The sequence below is a fragment of the Christiangramia echinicola DSM 19838 genome, from assembly GCF_000423065.1.
Lineage (GTDB): Bacteria > Bacteroidota > Bacteroidia > Flavobacteriales > Flavobacteriaceae > Christiangramia > Christiangramia echinicola.
On sequence record NZ_AUHG01000017.1, the window covers coordinates 94611 to 111048 of the forward strand.

Here is a 16438-nt window from a genome sequence, read left to right on the forward strand (position 1 = left end):
TGTTAATCTTTTTTGAGATCTATTTTATAGTTCTTAGGATGTTCAGCTCCTTTTAAATGTTCCACAAAATAGTCCCATCTTCTGCGCATCATGTAATAAAAATCATCACCATACCCATGCCGGGCATGCGGGATTACTAACAGATCAAAATCTTTATTGGCCTTGATCAAAGCATCTACCACGAGATAAGTGTGATAAGGAGGTACATTATCATCCTTGGCTCCATGGGCCAGCATTAATTTTCCTTTCAGGTTTTCGGCATATTGAGCATTAGCATCATAGATATAAGCTGAAGAACTATCCGGCTTTTCACCCATTAGTCCAATGTACCTTTCTCCCCAATCATCTTCGTAATTCCTGTTATCATGGTTGCCAGATTCGGCGATACCAACCTTATAGAATTCAGGATATTTGAACATGGCTGCAACGGTTGCTGAACCACCGCCCGAATGTCCCCAAACACCAACTTTAGAGGTATCTATATAGGAATATTTTTCAGCAAGTTGTTTAATGCCGCTTATTTGATCTGGTAACGTATTTTCTGAAAGACTTCCGTAGCATGCATCATGGAAGGATTTAGTTCTTCCCGGGTTGCAGGATCCTTCTAAAACAATTACAATAAATCCTAATTCTGCCAGGGCCTGATGATCTCTACGAGAAGCGTCAAAAGTCCACTTTCTAATACTTCCTCCCTGCGGTCCCGGATAAATGTAATTCACTACAGGATACTTTTTTGATTTATCTAAATTCTTTGGAGTAAACATAAGTCCGTAGAGATCCCATTGATCATTAGCAGATCTAACGTTAAATTCTTTTGGAGCATTCCAGCCATTGGCTATCAATTTGTCAATATTAGCCTCTTCTAGTTTAGTTACAACTTTTCCATCTTTCTTTTTTAATACTGAAATATTTGGTTTGGTAGGAGTGGAGTAGCTGTCTATAAAATATTCATGGTTTGGTGACCAGTTTATGGAGTGATCTCCGGTTTCCGGTGAAAGTTCTTTAAGACCTTTACCATCGAAACCTATTTTATAGAGATGGCTATAATAAGGATTTGCATCTTTATTTTTTCCATTGGCTAGAAAATAGATTTCATTAGCGTCTTCATCAACATAAGAAACTTTTGTGACCACGAATTCTCCCTCGGTTATTCGGTTCTTTAATTTTCCATTTTCGGCATCATAGAGATATAAATGACCATAGTCGTCCCTTTCTGAATACCATATAATCTCGTTACTGTTATCCAGATAACTCCAGTTTATCTGTCCGCGTCCAGATTCATACTGAGTTTCAACCTTCTCTTCAAATATTTCCTTGACCTCACCTGTAGTAGCATTTGCCATTCTTAATTTAGCCGATCTATGATCTCTTGAAGTTGAAATAAAATAAAGTCTGGAAGAATCATCGCTCCATTCATTATCATCAAAGGCACCTGAACAATTAATATTATCACATAAAGTACCTCTTCTTGGATCTGGTTCTATATTAAGTGAGATTACTTCATTCTTTTCGGTATCAATGATCACCCTCTCGATTTGAATGGCCTTGTCATCTTCTGGCAGCGGATATTTCCATTGTTGTAATCTAGGAGCGCCAACGTTAGTAGTAACCAGATACATATCGCTTACGTGACGCTGATCCTGTTTATAAGTAGCGATTTTTTCAGAATCTGGAGACCACAATAAAATAGCTTTATCACTGCGCTTCCACCCAGCATTGTCTGTAGCATAGCCGTAATTTTCTACTCCATCATGTGTGAGTTGAGTTTCCTCTCCAGTTTTGAGGTTGCGCATCCAGAGATTCCAGTCTTTAATAAAAGCGACTTTTTTACCATCAGGAGAAACCATCTCGGTTTTAGAATATTTTTTTTCACTTGTAGAACTGTCCAGGTCTGAGTTGGCTAAAAGGTCTTCTAAATTTTTGGCAGAATTACGTTTACCAGTTTTAGTATTGATCAGAATAAATTCTTTTCCAGATTCAGTAGTGATCTGATACCAGAAATTTTCATCGTTTAACCAGGTAGGATTTACAGATTTTCTAAAAATGAATTTATCCGGGTTACTACTCAAGAATTGAACTGCACGATCGTAATCCTCTATCGTCACCTTTTTTATCTCATTTTGTGACCGAATTGAGAAAGTGGATAAGAAAGCAATGAATATTATTAGCAGGGATCTTTTCATTCCATTTAGATTGAACTAGCAATATAAAAATAAAAAGGGCTCTATTTGAAGCCCTGTAGATTGAATTTTTTATTGGGTATTTTGCTTGATCAAAATCGTAATGAAACCTCCAAAATACATTTTTACCTTCCTCGACTTTCGGCAACTGGAAAATCATTATTGATTAATTTTTCATCTATCACTATCATTCTTAGATGTTAAATTGTTTCCCAGTGTGACCATTTTTAGGGAGAATTAGGATTAAAACCTTTACTTCCGCAAACAACCTAAACTTCTGTGCTTCCATATTTACCCAAAGCCACTACTATCGCCTATTAGTACTTCTATTATTACATATTCATCCTGTCCAGAACAGAGAATATTATTTTAAATATCTTTGGCCAAAATCCCAGATTTGTTCAGAAAGAGATTCTATTACTTTATAAAAGTTCAATATTTAGGTTACAGGCTACATGGCTGGCAAAAACAGCCAGACGTAAAGACAGTTGAAGGTCTTATCACTAAAACCTTAAGATGGGTAATACCAGACGCGAAATGTAAAATTCTTGGAACCAGCAGGACAGATGCGATGGTATCTGCGGAAGAGTCGGCTTTTGAGTTATTTCTGGATCATGAGCCTCTGGCTGATCTGGAAGAATTTTTAAAAGACTTTAATAAGAATTTACCACAGGATATAAGAGCATTGAGCATTGAGCAGGTTGATGAAAAATTCAATATTATTCAGCATTCCAAAACAAAGGAATATGCTTATTTATTTAGTATAGGAGATAAGTTTCATCCTTTCTGTGCTCCATTTATGGCCAATTTCCAGGAAGACCTGGATATTGATAAGATGAAGGAAGCGGCTAAACTATTTGAAGGGAAACATAATTTTAAGAATTACTGTGTACGGGTGTCAGAAAAAAGTACTTTCGAAAGAGAAATGCTGAAATCTGAACTGGTAGAAAATACTGAATATACGGCTAACTTTTTCCCCGAGAGATCTTATATTTTTCATATTCATGCCTCGGGTTTTCTTCGTCACCAGGTAAGATTAATGATGGGTAGTCTTGTGCTAGTAGGGAGAGGAGAATTAAGTCTGGATGATATAAAAGAAAGTCTTAAGCCAGATAGTCCTGAGCTGCAAATGGATTATATCGCTCCTGCTTCAGGACTTATTCTTAATAAGATAGAATTCGATTAATTTTCTTTATTGTCAAGGATCTTTAAAGATATTTTAATCGTCTCGTAAGGAATAGCTTCTTCAAAATACTCATAATAGGCTTTTAACGAACCCGGATTGTCCAGCTTCTTTTTTGCTTTTTCCACTGCCTTTAGATCTGAAATAGGAATTAACTGATGCAGGTTTATTTCTTCCTTTTCATCATAAAGCTTAAGCAGGTGGGTGATAATGGTATTTTTAGCGACACCTCTTTCCTTTGCAATTTCTTCAACACCCAGCCCGTCTTCGTATAGAGCTAAGGTCTCTTTTAAAGTATTTCCTTTTGTAGTTTTCTTCTTTGGTTTATTGTCACGCTTGTCTTTACTGAATGCGATGATCTCTTTAATGAACCTATACCCGTAATCTTCCATTTTCTTTCGACCAACACCATTTATCAACAGAAATTCAGAGTCAGACATTGGTCTTTGCTTTTCCATATCCTTTAGTGCTGCATCATTAAATATCAAATAGGCCGGAATATCTTCCTCTTTGGCAATTTTCAGTCTTAACTGTCTTAGTCTTTCAAATAAAGAATTGGCTGCGGTCGCTGCTTTTTCTTCAGGAGTTTTAAGTTGTTCCTCCTGGACATCTGCGAGGTATACAGTTTCTTTTTCGAATAATACCTTTTTAGCCTGTTCTGTTAATAGTAAATGATTGTTACGGTCAAAGGCAATTTCTACATAACCAAGATTTATAAGCTGAATTAGATATTGTTGCCAATGCCGCCAGGAGATATTATTGCCGATGTTATAGGTTGAAAGTTGTTCGTAACCATTTCGCCTAATCACTTCATTCTGAGAGCCACGTAATACATCTATCACAGTTCCTATAGGTTCAGTTCCTTTTAATCTGAAAATACAGGATAGTGCTTTTTGAGCAATGACCGTTCCTTCAAAGAATTCCGGCGGATTTCGGCAGATGTCGCAATTCCCACAATCTTCTTCCAGAAATTCTCCAAAATAACTAAGTAAGATCTTTCGTCGACAGCTAAGCGCTTCAGAATATTGTTTCATCCGGTCTAGTTTTGCCAGCTGAACATCTTCATTTTTTGCATTTGAAGCGAACTTTTGAAGCTGAATAACATCTGCATAACTGTGGAATAGAAGTGTGTCTGATGGTAATCCATCCCTACCGGCACGCCCAATTTCCTGGTAATAACCTTCCAGGTTCTTAGGCATGTTATAATGGATCACCCAACGTATGTTGGATTTGTCGATTCCCATTCCGAAGGCAATAGTGGCGCAAATGATCTGTTTTTCGTCATTGATGAAATCATCCTGGATCTGTGATCTTTCTAAATGATCCAGTCCGGCATGATAAGCCTCTGCCTTAAATCCTTTAGCTTTTAACTTTCCTGCAAGCTCTTCGGTAGTTTTTCTACTCAGGCAATAGATGATCCCACTTTCTTTTTGCCGATTCTTTAGAAACTGACTTATCTGCTCAAACCTTTTTATTCCTTGCTTAACATCCAGACTAAGGTTTTTACGGTCAAAAGATGCTACATGTTTCTTAGCATCCGGAATATTTAGCTGTCTGCAAATATCATTTCGCGTAGCCTTATCGGCCGTAGCGGTTAAGGCCAGGACTGGAGTAGAAGGGAAGCGGTTCTTTAAATATCCCAGTTGAGTATAGGCAGGTCTGAAATCATGCCCCCAGCTGGAAATACAATGTGCTTCATCAATAGCGATGAGACTTACTTTTCCATCGCTTAAAAATCTGTCAACGAATTGCAGACTTTCAGGGGCTACGTAAAGCAATTTGATCTCTTTTTTATCAATTTTCTGAAAGATAGCCTGCTTATCTGCTTCTTCCTGACTACTGTTTAAAAATGCAGCCGGGACACCGTTAGCATTCAATCCATCCACCTGATCTTTCATTAAAGCAATAAGAGGGGAGATAACTAAAGTTATTTCAGGAAGAAGGATGGCAGGTAACTGGTAACAGATAGATTTACCACCACCGGTAGGCATGATCACCAGGTTATCTTTCTTTTTAAAGACATTTTCGATGATCTTCTTCTGTAATGGCCTAAAACTCTCGTAACCAAAATATTCTTTTAAGGTTTCTAACAGCACAACTTCTTCCATATCGCAAAGGTAAAATTAAGCTTAGATTATGCTTACTTTATAAGGAGGTTTTCGGTAAAATTTTAAAATAAAAATAGTCTTTAAAGTTTTTGAAAATCGGCGTTTGCGGATTATTCTTACATTTATAAAAATTATTATTCTGTCCATGGCCAAAAGGAGAAAGTTAATGTTAAGGCGTCCCAAGACCACAAAATCTGCGAATCAGATTCCGGGAACCATGACCTATGTGGGAAACAAGGAATCTTCAGAAACCAAACTCGATGTTATAGATTATAATGCCGAGAGATATGAAAGATTCAGTTCTACAACTCCGGAGGATGCCTTTCGATTTGTCGATGAAAAAAGCGTTACCTGGTTTAATATAGATGGGCTTAGCAATATTGAGGAGATAGAAAAACTCGGAGATTATTATGAGCTGCATCCACTGGTAATGGAGGATATTGTGAATACTGGACAGAGACCGAAAATTGAGGAATATCAGGACTATTTGTTCATTGTTGCCAAGATGCTTTATTATAAGAACGGCGAGATCGAGAATGAGCATTTAAGTATGATCATTGGTAAGAACTATGTGCTTACTTTCCAGGAGTCTGATGGGGATGTATTTGATCCCATCAGAGAGCGTATAGAAACGGCCAAAGGAAGAATTAGAACTCGTAGTGCAGATTATTTAATGTTTGCCCTGCTGGATTCTATCATTGATAATTACTTTTTAGTGATAGATGATATGAGTGATAGAATAGAAGCGCTGGAAGAAAGTCTATTTACTTCCAGACCAAGTGATGATATTACTTATGAGATCCAGGATCTAAAGAGGAATATTCTAAGAATTAGAAGAGCCGTATTCCCGCTTCGGGAGGTGATAAGCCGATTGGAAAAGATGGATTCTGAACTTATAGATACTCATACGGGTAATTTTATACGAGACCTTTACGATCATATCATACAGATATCTGAAAATATTGACATATATCGTGAGATGATCTGGGGGTTAATGGATATGTACATGACCACCATTAGTAATAAGATGAATGAAGTGATGAAAGTACTTACCATTATGGCGAGTATTTTTATTCCCTTAACTTTTATCGCAGGTATCTACGGAATGAATTTCGAATATATACCAGAACTCCAATGGAAATACAGTTATTTCGTACTTTGGGGAGTCATGATCATTGTATTTCTATTGATGCTGTATTATTTCAAAAGAAAGAAATGGTTATAAATATAAACCTGATATTATGAGAAATACCATTCTAGTTGGATTACTAAGCCTACTCGTCTTTAATCCTTGTCTGGCTCAGGGCGATCTGGTGCAAAAGAAAGATTCTATTAATAAGATCTATGTAGGGACTTATACTAAGAAAGAAGGTCATGTAGACGGAAAAGCTCAGGGTATCTACCTACTGAATCAGGTTCCAGATACCGGCGATCTAAATTTTGTCTGTACCGCCGCACAAATGACCAACCCATCTTTTGTGAAAGTAGGTAAAATGGGCAAGTATCTTTATGCCGTAAGCGAACTAGGTCCCAATGATGCAGAAACAGGTTTTGTGTATTCTTTTGAGATCCTGGAAGATGGGTCTTTGAAAAATATTGGCAAGTTAAGTACAGGTGGTTTGGCTCCCTGCCATATTTCTATAGATAGGTCTGGAAAATATGCTTTTGTGAGTAATTATCTGGGAGGTGTAGTCATGGTCTATAAAATAGGAGCAGATGGTAGTCTTGAAGAAAGTCAGGAATTAATACTGGAAGATTCAAATTCATCCCATGCACATTCAGTAAAAATTAGTGGAGATAATCGCTACGCTTATATTGCAGATCTAGGGAACGATAAAATATGGATCTATCATTTTGATGTAATGGAGGGAAAACTGAAGTCTCATGATCAAAAATTTGTGAAATTAAAGGATGGCGCTGGACCCCGACATTTGAGTTTTGCTAAAAACGGCAGTTTTGCATATTCTGTTAATGAATTAAATAGCACGGTGAGCACCTTTCAGATAAAAAAAGATGGAAGCCTTGATCATTTGCAGGATATAACCGCCTTGCCAGATGCTTATAAGCATTCAAATTCTGCAGCAGATATTCATATTCATCCTTCAGGAAAGTTTTTATACACGTCTAATCGCGGCCACAATAGTATAGCCATTTTTGGAATTAATCCTGATACGGGAAAATTGTCGAATATTGACTTTGTACCCATAGCTGGAAAGACTCCCAGAAATTTTGCAATATCTCCCTACGGAAAATATCTATATGCGGCCAGCCAGGATACTGGTAATATTACTACCTATAAGATCAATGAGGAAACAGGTAAATTAAAACCTCAGGAACCGGTGTTTCAGATAAAGACACCTGTATGTCTTGAGTTCGTGAAATAAAAAAAGGACAGCTTTATTGGCTGTCCTTTCCTATTGAGTTTCTAAACTTCCTTTACTACAAAAAAGCCATCATTACCCTGCGACTGGTAGAGAGGCATGAAAATGTGGGCGTCCCATTCACTTTTAACCTCATTCCCGTTTTGTTTAGCCAGTAGTTCACCTTTTTCGATCTTCTGAAAATTCTCATATCCGGGTTCCATTTCAAAAATGTCACTGTCTTCCAGACCATGTCTATGAATGATCTCAAAAGTTTTTTGCTCCGGTGCATTCTTTTTGGCAAATCTATTTACGCATTCCGGGTAGGTTGAGATCTTATCGAGATCGAGATTACAAGCTTCTTTCAGCGCCAACCAGATAACACCTTCATGATTTTCCTGAGATGTTTTATCTGTATGCTGCCCGGCTTCAAATACGAAACCTGTCATGCCTGTTCTACTTAGATAGTGATCTATGTCTCCAGTAATAATATCACTGAACCCTCTGATAATATACGTTGGGAACTTATGAGCCCATTCGTCGTTATCATTCACTTCTTGCACCGAAACATAAGGTAAGCTGGCAGATGAGGTGGTATGACAATCAAGGAAATATCTTTTTGTAAAATCTCCTTCTGAATATTCATTCAGAACATCAATGATCTCAAACATTTCCCTGGATTCATGGGTATCCCTACCACCGTCTTCTATATTCTCTTCAGTCCAGGTTCTATTTAGATCTTCGTCTATATAACGCTTGTTCTGGTTGAGAGCCTTTTGATTCCCGGCAACACCTATGATCGTACCTTCAATTTCTGGTTTGGTCTTGTTCAGCTCTTCAAATACCGTTCTTAAGGCATTTACACCACTGGGTTCATTTCCGTGTATTCCTCCGGTTACGAAAAGCAAAGGGCCTTTCTTTCCCGAGGAATATTTTCCTATAATTCTATCTACGTTCTTTTTCATTCATTTTATTTTAGTCCATCGTAGCCAGAGTTCTATTACTCAACTGACCCTTATAGATTTCCTTAAATTCAACTTTTCTTTCTATAGCTTCAATGATATAATCTGTAAATGCAGGCAGACCAATATCTTTAAATCTTTCCATTCCGCCCGGGCTTAGTACATTGATCTCGATTAATTTATCATCTACAATATCCAGTCCAACGAAAAACAATCCGTCCCTTATAAGTTTAGGAGCAGTAAGATCAATGATTCTTTGCATTGCGGGAGTTAAATCGCTACTATCAGCCGTGGCTCCAACAGAGAAATTACTTCTGAATTCTCCTTCACCACTTCTACGTCTAATAATAGCCTTTTTACCATCCTGCTCCATCACTTTACCATTCACAAGTAAAACACGAACATCACCATCTTTACCAGCAGGTAGATATTCCTGGGCTATCACATATCCCTGTGAACTTAGATGTGTAATGATTTGATTCACGTTCTTCTCATGCTCATCTATCAAATAGACATCCTGACCGCCAGAACCTTCAAGGGGTTTTAGCACCATTTTCTTATTTTTCTGATTAGCCCAGAAATCCAGAATCTGATCTTTATCCCTTGTGATAATTGATGCAGGTTTAATTTGCTGCGGAAGCTCTTCAAAATATAATTTATCTATAAATGCGTGGGATAGGGCATAGGCATCATTTAAAACCAATACCTCCTGCTGTTGTATCATTCTTCCAAATGCCACACCGGCCTGCTCTGCCCATTGGCGACCTTCTTCTTCAGTAGGATTATTTCTAATGAAAAGTACGTCGAGTTTTGAAGAATCTATCTTTTTAGATTTGTTCTTTTTATCCTGAAGTGCTTCCAGAAATTTCTTTGGAGACTTGCTTTTGAAGCTTTTTGGTACTGTATAGGCATTAATACTAATTGGTTCATCATGATGAAAAGTAAAATCACCAACTCCCATAGCATAAACCTCATGACCTCTTTGATTAGCCATTGCCATTAAAGCACTTGACGTACCATCTTTTTCGGTCGCTACATCATTTAAAACAAAACATATTTTCATTTACATATCATTTGTGGAAGGCTTAAGCCATTCCTGATTAATTCTAGTTTTTTAAACATTTGCTCGCTGTGTAGATAACTAGGTTTGATCTGCACAGGCTTTAATACTTTTCTATCGGTTAGTTCCTTAATTATTCCGGTATGCTTGATGCCGTATTTTCCTGCAAGTAGAGGTTCATATTCTCCTCCATTCTTAATATGATCTTTTAGGAGGACCAGACCTTTCAGGTAGATGATATCCTTCATAAATCCACCTCCCTGCATAATTCTGGAGGTAATATTAAAGGCTCTTTCGGGAGAAAAGTTGTAATCCATTTTCAGTAATCTAAAAATCTCCTGAAAATTTCCGCCCTCCATTAAAGCTTCACCGGCTATAACTCTACCGGCAAGGATCCTTAATCTATTTGCAGTTAAACCGTTTACCATGAATTCAGACATTACGGCAAGTCCTTCCTGAAGCGGGTCGTAATCTGCGAGTCCAATGCTTAGCTGGTTTAATGGCTGTTTGCTTCCATTATAATAAGTAAGTACATGTGTTCCTACTTCATGCTGAATCAATGCTTCAGCTTCCACACGGTTCATTTTATAGTCTGCAGGTATATAAAGTTCACCCTGGGAAACCATCATTACGTTTACATCTTTTCTAATATGAACCTTACATTTAAAGTTTTCATCCTGCTGTCTGAAAAAATCAAATTCTTTTCTCGCCAGACTACTAAAGGCCTTGGAGTCTAATAGATCATTGTCTTCGGTTTGGCCTTCTTCAGGAACTTTGTTTAAGATATCGCGGGCCTCTTCACAAAGTGGTTTATCTACACCCTGATACAATCTGATGCTATCGTAAAGAAAATTCCTGGAACCTCGTTCACTTAACATGGTGATCTGCATATCCAGTTCCTCTCTTTTTTCCCGAAATAAGTAGGACATGGCAGGATCGTCTATATCTTCGATCTTAAGGTTGTAAAGCCTTCTTTTTAGCACATCTGGATCTACTGGAAGCAATCTATAATGATAATCTATAACGTGGTCATAATTACTATTAAAGAATTCCTGTTTGATATCATGAATATTTGCTGGGGATACCAGCCATAAGAACTGATATGACTTTTCTATATCGGCTAATTGCTTATCTATATCAAAAACGATCTGTTTGAGATATTTTCTACCTAAGGCATTAAAACTTGCGACTCCTCCTGTTGTCTGGACTCTAATGAATTCAAAGAAGGACCGATGGATCGCTTTTATCACATAATCCTTGAAATTTCTGAAAAATACAGGGTATAGATTGTTCTCTTCGTCTCTATATATTGGTGGTAATTCAAGACCTACCAGAACAGCCCCACAATTTTTAGCTTCTTCTATACTCATTAATTGGGCATCACCTTCTGCCTGTCGGTTTGGGGTATCTAAAATCTCTGTATCAAGATATAAACCCGTAAACTCTGAATTTATCTTTAAAAAATCTTCTTTTAAAGTATCCAGTGCAGAGGGCAATCTTTGAGCGGGACCTTTAATCTTAATTTTTGTTGAATCGGTATTTCCAGAATAAATCTCAAAAAGAAGGTATGACTCCATTTCAGCTGAAATTTTATCAGCAATTCTGTAAAGTAATTTCTGGTATCCCGGAAAGTCTTCGTTTCCTATCACCAGATATGAAGATTCATTAATTACTAATCTTCTAGTTCCTCTGTCTTCTTTCTTTCTACGATAAATTACCAGGTAGGGGAGTTGCTTTTCTATATGTAATATTCCTTTCCCGGGTAATTCACAACTAATTTCCTTCTCCTTTTCAAGAATTGTTAAAATTAGCTCAATGGAATTCTCAGAAAAATCAGGTATTTCCTGCATTACTTTGAAAACTTATACGAGTAGCTACCTAAAGGCGCTACTTCTATTGGTTTATTGATTAGTTTTTGATCGTCGGCATACCTAATTTAGGAAGATTAAAAGGTATGAACCTGATTATTCAGGCTTTTGACAATACTTTAAGACAGGCTAATAAAGAAATGTGAAATTTTAGTTTTTATAAAATTTCAATTGACCTGGTGGATAGGGTAATTTTTTCAGAAAGAACGAATAAATATATACTCTTCAATTAAATGAATGAAAAAGCTAAATCAAAGGTTATTTTTAAACCATTCTGTTTGATTTTCGAGACCCTGGTAGAATGAAGTTTTGGGTTCGTATTTTAAGAGTTTTCGTGCTTTATTAATATTAGCACTAGTGCGAAGTTGATCTCCCGGTCTCTTTGGTAAATGTTGGATCTTAATTTTTTTATTGGTGATCCTTTCAATTATATCTATTCCTTCCTGAGTGGTGTGCTCACTTTCAGTTCCAATATTGAATATTTCGCCATCACATATATCTTCTTTTCCAATAACACTTAAAATTCCGTTGACGATATCTGCCACATAAGTGAAGCTTCTTATATGTTTTTCGCTTCCCTCAAAAAGAGGAAATTTTTTATCATATAAGGCGCAATCTATAAGTTTGGTAAACAATTTATCTGGTCTCTCCCGGGGACCATAAACCGAAAATAATCTTAGAGAACATGATCGTAATAAGTTTGAGCGTGATTTTGCCAAAACAAGCTGTTCTGCAGCTAATTTGGTAACTCCATAATCAGATACAGGTTTTGTTTCTTCATTTTCAGCAAGAGTGGCATATCTGCCATAGACCGAAGATGTACTTAAATTGATGAATAATTTTAGTTCCTTTTGCTTCTGAGCAAAATTCAACAGGTTATAGGTGGCTATAAAATTATTAGATTGGTAAGATTCAAAAGTAGAATCAGCAGATATACCTGGTTGGCCAGCGAAATGGAAGATATAATGAATTTCCTCATTAAGGATCTCTTTCAAATTATCATTACAAAGATCAAATTTGATAATTCTGATGTTTTTTGATTCTAATTGCCGGGCATTTTCAAGTTTTAGCTCCTGGCTGTAGTAGTTAGAAAAGTTATCTATTCCTATTACATTATATCCTTGCGAAGCAATCTCTTCTGCGAAATGAGATCCAATAAAACCAGCCGCGCCAGTTACCAAAACGTTCATAGATAATTCAGATTTAGAATCAAAATTCAAGCAAAATAAACCATTAAACCGGAGAAAACATAGTATTTAATCACATTTCAATTGTTATAAATTTTGAAGATTATATACAGGGGATTGCCTGTTAGGTTTAATACTTCTATTTTTGGCAAAAATTTTAATATTCCAGAATGGATTATAATCTTACGATCATTGTTCCAGTTTTTAATGAAGAAGAAAATCTGATAAGGGTTGAGGAAAAGCTGAAGGAGTATACTTTAAGTTCCAGAGTGAAAACCCAGGTCTTATTGGTTAATGATGGTTCTAAAGATGGTTCTGAGAAGTTAATGATTGAAATTTGTGACCGTAATCCGGAATTCAATTATATAAGTTTCGAGAAGAATTGTGGTTTAAGCGCCGCTATAAAAGCTGGATTTGATTATTCTACAACGAACCTTACCGGGTATATAGATTCAGATCTTCAAACCGATCCCTTTGATTTTGATCTTTTACTGGAGGAAATCGAAAATTACGATCTGATTACTGGTTATAGACATGAGAGAAAAGATTCGGGTATCAAGAACCTGTCCTCACATGTTGCGAACACAGTTAGGAATTGGTTTACTCATGATGGGATGGACGATACTGGATGTCCGCTAAAGATCATTAGAACAGATTACGCGAAAAGGATACCAATGTTTAAAGGCTTACATCGTTTTTTGCCAGCTATGATCTTATTACAAGGAGGTCGAATCAAGCAAGTTCCTATAAAGCATTTTCCACGGATAGCAGGAACTCCAAAATTCGGACTTAGAAATAGACTGGTAAAACCATTAATGGACTGTTTTGGCTATTTATGGATGAAAAAAAACTATATAAACTATAAGGTTTATAAAAAGTCCTAGACTCACTTCCACTTTCAATTTAAATTCTTTTATAATTCTATCCAAGAGTAGGTTCTGAAACTTACTACTATTTTCCTATAGGGTATACTCCCAGTTGTCACCAATAGGTGCGGAAAATTTTAATTGTGATCATAGAGGGGTAAAAACAAAAAAGCCTTCCATGAAGGAAGGCTTTTCGTGATGGCACCAGGATTCGAACCTGGGACCGCCTGCTTAGAAGGCAACTTTTTTGGCAATCATCTAAATGTAAAAATATTGTAAACACAAGAATCACAGAGTTTTATATGGATATTGGATACTTTTGATATCATTTGTTACGAAAAAATACTATGCACAAACTATGCATTTTTTAGTTATCTTTAATTTAAGATTTTAAAAAATGGCAAGGGCAAGTTTAATACTAGACGTTAGAAAATCATCCAGAAACGTTGATGGATTATATCCAATTGCTCTCAGAATATTTCACCGAAAACAACGAATCATTCGTCTTACCGAAAGTACATCAAAAGCTGGATGGAATGAAAAAAGAATGTTTTTAAAAAAATCTGTCCTTGCTAATCAAGGTAAAGATTGCGATACAATCAATAAGAATCTATACGACAAATTACATTCTGCAAAATCTATAATCAATGAGTTAGGAGATACAATAACTGCAATAAATGTTGATACTTTGGTGGAGCATATTAAAAAAGCCTGGGATGATAAATTAAAGTCGGATTTAAAAACTAATTTATCCAACGGATTATCCTTATCGGATTGGGGAGAAGTTCTAATTAAAAGAAAACTAAAAGAAAACAAACCCAGTACTGCAAAATGGTATAAAGATTCCATGGCGGCTTTTACAAAATTTAATGACCAAAAATCATTAAAGCTGTATGAAATTACTGTTACCTTGCTTAAGGAATTTGAGCTTGAACATAGGTCAAAAGGTAATTCAAACAATGCAATTAGCGCCTATATTCGAGCAATTAGGGCCATCTATTATAGTGCTGTGCGAGAAGATAAATATGTACCCAGCAAAAATCCGTTTCTAAGTTATAAGATTCCAACAACTAATAGAACTAAGAAGAAAGCCCTATCTAAGGAAAAAATAGTAGCTATTAGAAAATTGAATTATCAAACGGGTACCAATTTATGGCATACCAAAAATTATCTATTAAGTATGTTTAACTGCAGGGGAATGAATCTTATTGATCTTGCAAAATTAAAAGTTAAGGATGTAGGCGAAAATAGAATTTTTTACGGCAGGAGTAAAACTGGTGACCCTTTATCAGTAAGAATTACTGAAGAATTTGCCCAAATCCTTTCCTTTTATCTAAAAGATAAAGAAAAGGATAATTTTATTTTTCCAATTGGATATGACGGCTCAGTGGAAAAATTTACCAAATACAAATCGGATAGGAGATTGGTGAATAAACTTTTAAAACAAATCGCTAAGGATGCAGGAATTGAAGAAAAGATCACCTCTTATTATATTCGGCATTCCTGGGCTACCATTGCAAAAAACATGGGGATTTCAACTGAAATCATTAGCGAAGGTTTAGGACATCATTCCATAAAAACCACTGAAATTTATCTAAAGAGTTTCGATAATTCTGTATTGGATGACGCTAATGATCTAATTGTTGCTTGAATAAATAAAAATTTTAGCTACTCTAGTTTTCAAAAAGTTCAATCTAAATAATAATCCCATTTAATATCCCCGCTCAGCCCATTCCCCTCCACTTCGCGAAAAGCTACATTTCGGGAAAAGAGCTTCACTGCAAAAATCTTGGACCCAATCCCCAATTTTGGCTTTCCATTTCGTTAATCCTTCCCGCTATGCTTAGAAGCAACACTTCATTTCCGAGCCACAATCGTGAATAGCGTCCGCTTGATAGGAATTCCATTTTATCATTTGATGCCGCTTCCTATGTTATGATACTTCACAAAAGTCTTTGGACTTACTCTCGCACCCTCACTGCTACACCCTTTTTTGACAGCAAAATACCAACATTTGGTACTTGACCAGACTGCATAAGCCAGTCGTGCCTCCTTTTTATAAGTCCTTATCAATCCCAAATATTGAAAATGTATCAGCAACAAAAAAAGGTAACAGCGAAGGCGCTACGGGAAGTAAATCTAAAACAGATATTATGAAATCACTTAAAAACATACAACAGGAAGCAGCAGCAAAGGAAACAAAAAAAGAAAACGCTCCAGATACAATAAGTAAATCATTTAAAACCACCTGTCTGAAAAGTTCAGTCAGTATTAATACTAATTTTTAATTCTTTCAATCATGAGTACTTTAAAAAATCACGTACAGTTAATCGGAAACGTTGGCCAGGAGCCAAGTATTACCAATCTTGAAAGCGGCAAGAAAGTAGCCCGTTTTTCACTCGCCACTAATGAGTATTACAAAAATGAGAAAGGCGAGAAAATTCAGAATACCGAATGGCACACCATCGTGGCCTGGGGAAAAACAGCAGAAATCATTGAAAAGTATGCAGGTAAGGGAAAAGAGATAGGAGTGAGCGGAAAACTCAAATCCCGAAGCTACGAGGATAAAGATGGTATAAAGCGCTATGTAACCGAAGTGGAAGCCAATGAAATTCTTTTGTTAGGCGTAAAGGATGGCAATAATTCTGCCGATAATTAAAAAGA

13 protein-coding genes are annotated in these 16438 nt (G+C 36.4%); 7 read left to right on the forward strand and 6 right to left on the reverse strand.

The genetic code is table 11. The features are described from left to right. Positions 1-2 precede the first annotated feature (2 nt). Positions 3-2183, reverse strand: a complete 2181-nt coding sequence (locus G530_RS0113220; protein WP_026934993.1) for a S9 family peptidase — start codon at positions 2181-2183, stop codon at positions 3-5. A gap of 394 nt (positions 2184-2577) precedes the next feature. Between G530_RS0113220 and truA the strand changes: the two genes are divergently transcribed. Then, positions 2578-3366 carry a tRNA pseudouridine(38-40) synthase TruA gene (truA, locus tag G530_RS0113225; RefSeq protein ID WP_026934994.1) on the forward strand — a complete coding sequence of 263 codons (789 nt, stop codon included), beginning with the start codon at positions 2578-2580 and terminating at the stop codon, positions 3364-3366. On the opposite strand, the gene recQ is transcribed toward truA, so the two are convergent. After that, positions 3363-5471: a DNA helicase RecQ gene (recQ, locus tag G530_RS0113230; protein WP_026934995.1), complete on the reverse strand. Its 2109-nt coding sequence runs from the start codon at positions 5469-5471 to the stop codon at positions 3363-3365. The two genes, truA and recQ, sit on opposite strands and share 4 nt — an antisense overlap. A gap of 145 nt (positions 5472-5616) precedes the next feature. Between recQ and corA the strand changes: the two genes are divergently transcribed. Next, positions 5617-6696, forward strand: coding sequence for a magnesium/cobalt transporter CorA (corA, locus tag G530_RS0113235; RefSeq protein ID WP_026934996.1), 1080 nt, complete (start codon positions 5617-5619; stop codon positions 6694-6696). A 16-nt stretch (positions 6697-6712) separates the two neighbouring features. After that, on the forward strand, positions 6713-7855 hold the full coding sequence (locus tag G530_RS0113240) for a lactonase family protein (RefSeq protein ID WP_026934997.1): 1143 nt from the start codon (positions 6713-6715) through the stop codon (positions 7853-7855). A 41-nt stretch (positions 7856-7896) separates the two neighbouring features. On the opposite strand, the gene G530_RS0113245 is transcribed toward G530_RS0113240, so the two are convergent. The 4 genes from G530_RS0113245 to G530_RS0113260 all read right to left on the reverse strand — a co-directional run bounded on the left by G530_RS0113245 (position 7897) and on the right by G530_RS0113260 (position 12911). Further along, positions 7897-8796 (reverse strand): M14 family metallopeptidase, encoded by a 900-nt coding sequence (locus tag G530_RS0113245; protein WP_026934998.1) that lies wholly within the window; start codon positions 8794-8796, stop codon positions 7897-7899. Positions 8797-8806: 10 nt separating this feature from the next. Next, a complete protein-coding gene (locus tag G530_RS0113250) occupies positions 8807-9856 on the reverse strand; it encodes a glutathione synthetase (RefSeq protein ID WP_026934999.1) in 1050 nt (349 codons plus the stop codon). Next, positions 9853-11703 (reverse strand): peptidase MATCAP family protein, encoded by a 1851-nt coding sequence (locus G530_RS0113255; protein ID WP_026935000.1) that lies wholly within the window; start codon positions 11701-11703, stop codon positions 9853-9855. Before G530_RS0113255 ends, G530_RS0113250 begins: the two co-directional genes overlap by 4 nt. Positions 11704-11972: 269 nt before the next feature. After that, the gene (locus G530_RS0113260; RefSeq protein WP_026935001.1) at positions 11973-12911 is read right to left on the reverse strand and encodes an NAD-dependent epimerase/dehydratase family protein; all 939 of its coding nucleotides are present in this window, start codon (positions 12909-12911) and stop codon (positions 11973-11975) included. A gap of 167 nt (positions 12912-13078) precedes the next feature. On the opposite strand from G530_RS0113260, the gene G530_RS0113265 reads away from it, so the two are divergent. The 4 genes from G530_RS0113265 (at position 13079) to G530_RS0113280 (ending at position 16433) form a co-directional block, all read left to right on the forward strand. After that, positions 13079-13792, forward strand: a complete 714-nt coding sequence (locus G530_RS0113265; RefSeq protein WP_026935002.1) for a glycosyltransferase family 2 protein — start codon at positions 13079-13081, stop codon at positions 13790-13792. Between the two features lie 379 nt (positions 13793-14171). Beyond that, complete coding sequence (locus G530_RS0113270) at positions 14172-15425, forward strand: tyrosine-type recombinase/integrase (RefSeq protein ID WP_026935003.1); 1254 nt, start codon at positions 14172-14174, stop codon at positions 15423-15425. A gap of 502 nt (positions 15426-15927) precedes the next feature. Continuing rightward, positions 15928-16062, forward strand: coding sequence for a hypothetical protein (locus tag G530_RS17900; protein WP_276202555.1), 135 nt, complete (start codon positions 15928-15930; stop codon positions 16060-16062). 11 nt (positions 16063-16073) lie between these two features. Further along, on the forward strand, positions 16074-16433 hold the full coding sequence (locus G530_RS0113280; RefSeq protein WP_026935004.1) for a single-stranded DNA-binding protein: 360 nt from the start codon (positions 16074-16076) through the stop codon (positions 16431-16433). Positions 16434-16438 lie beyond the last annotated feature (5 nt).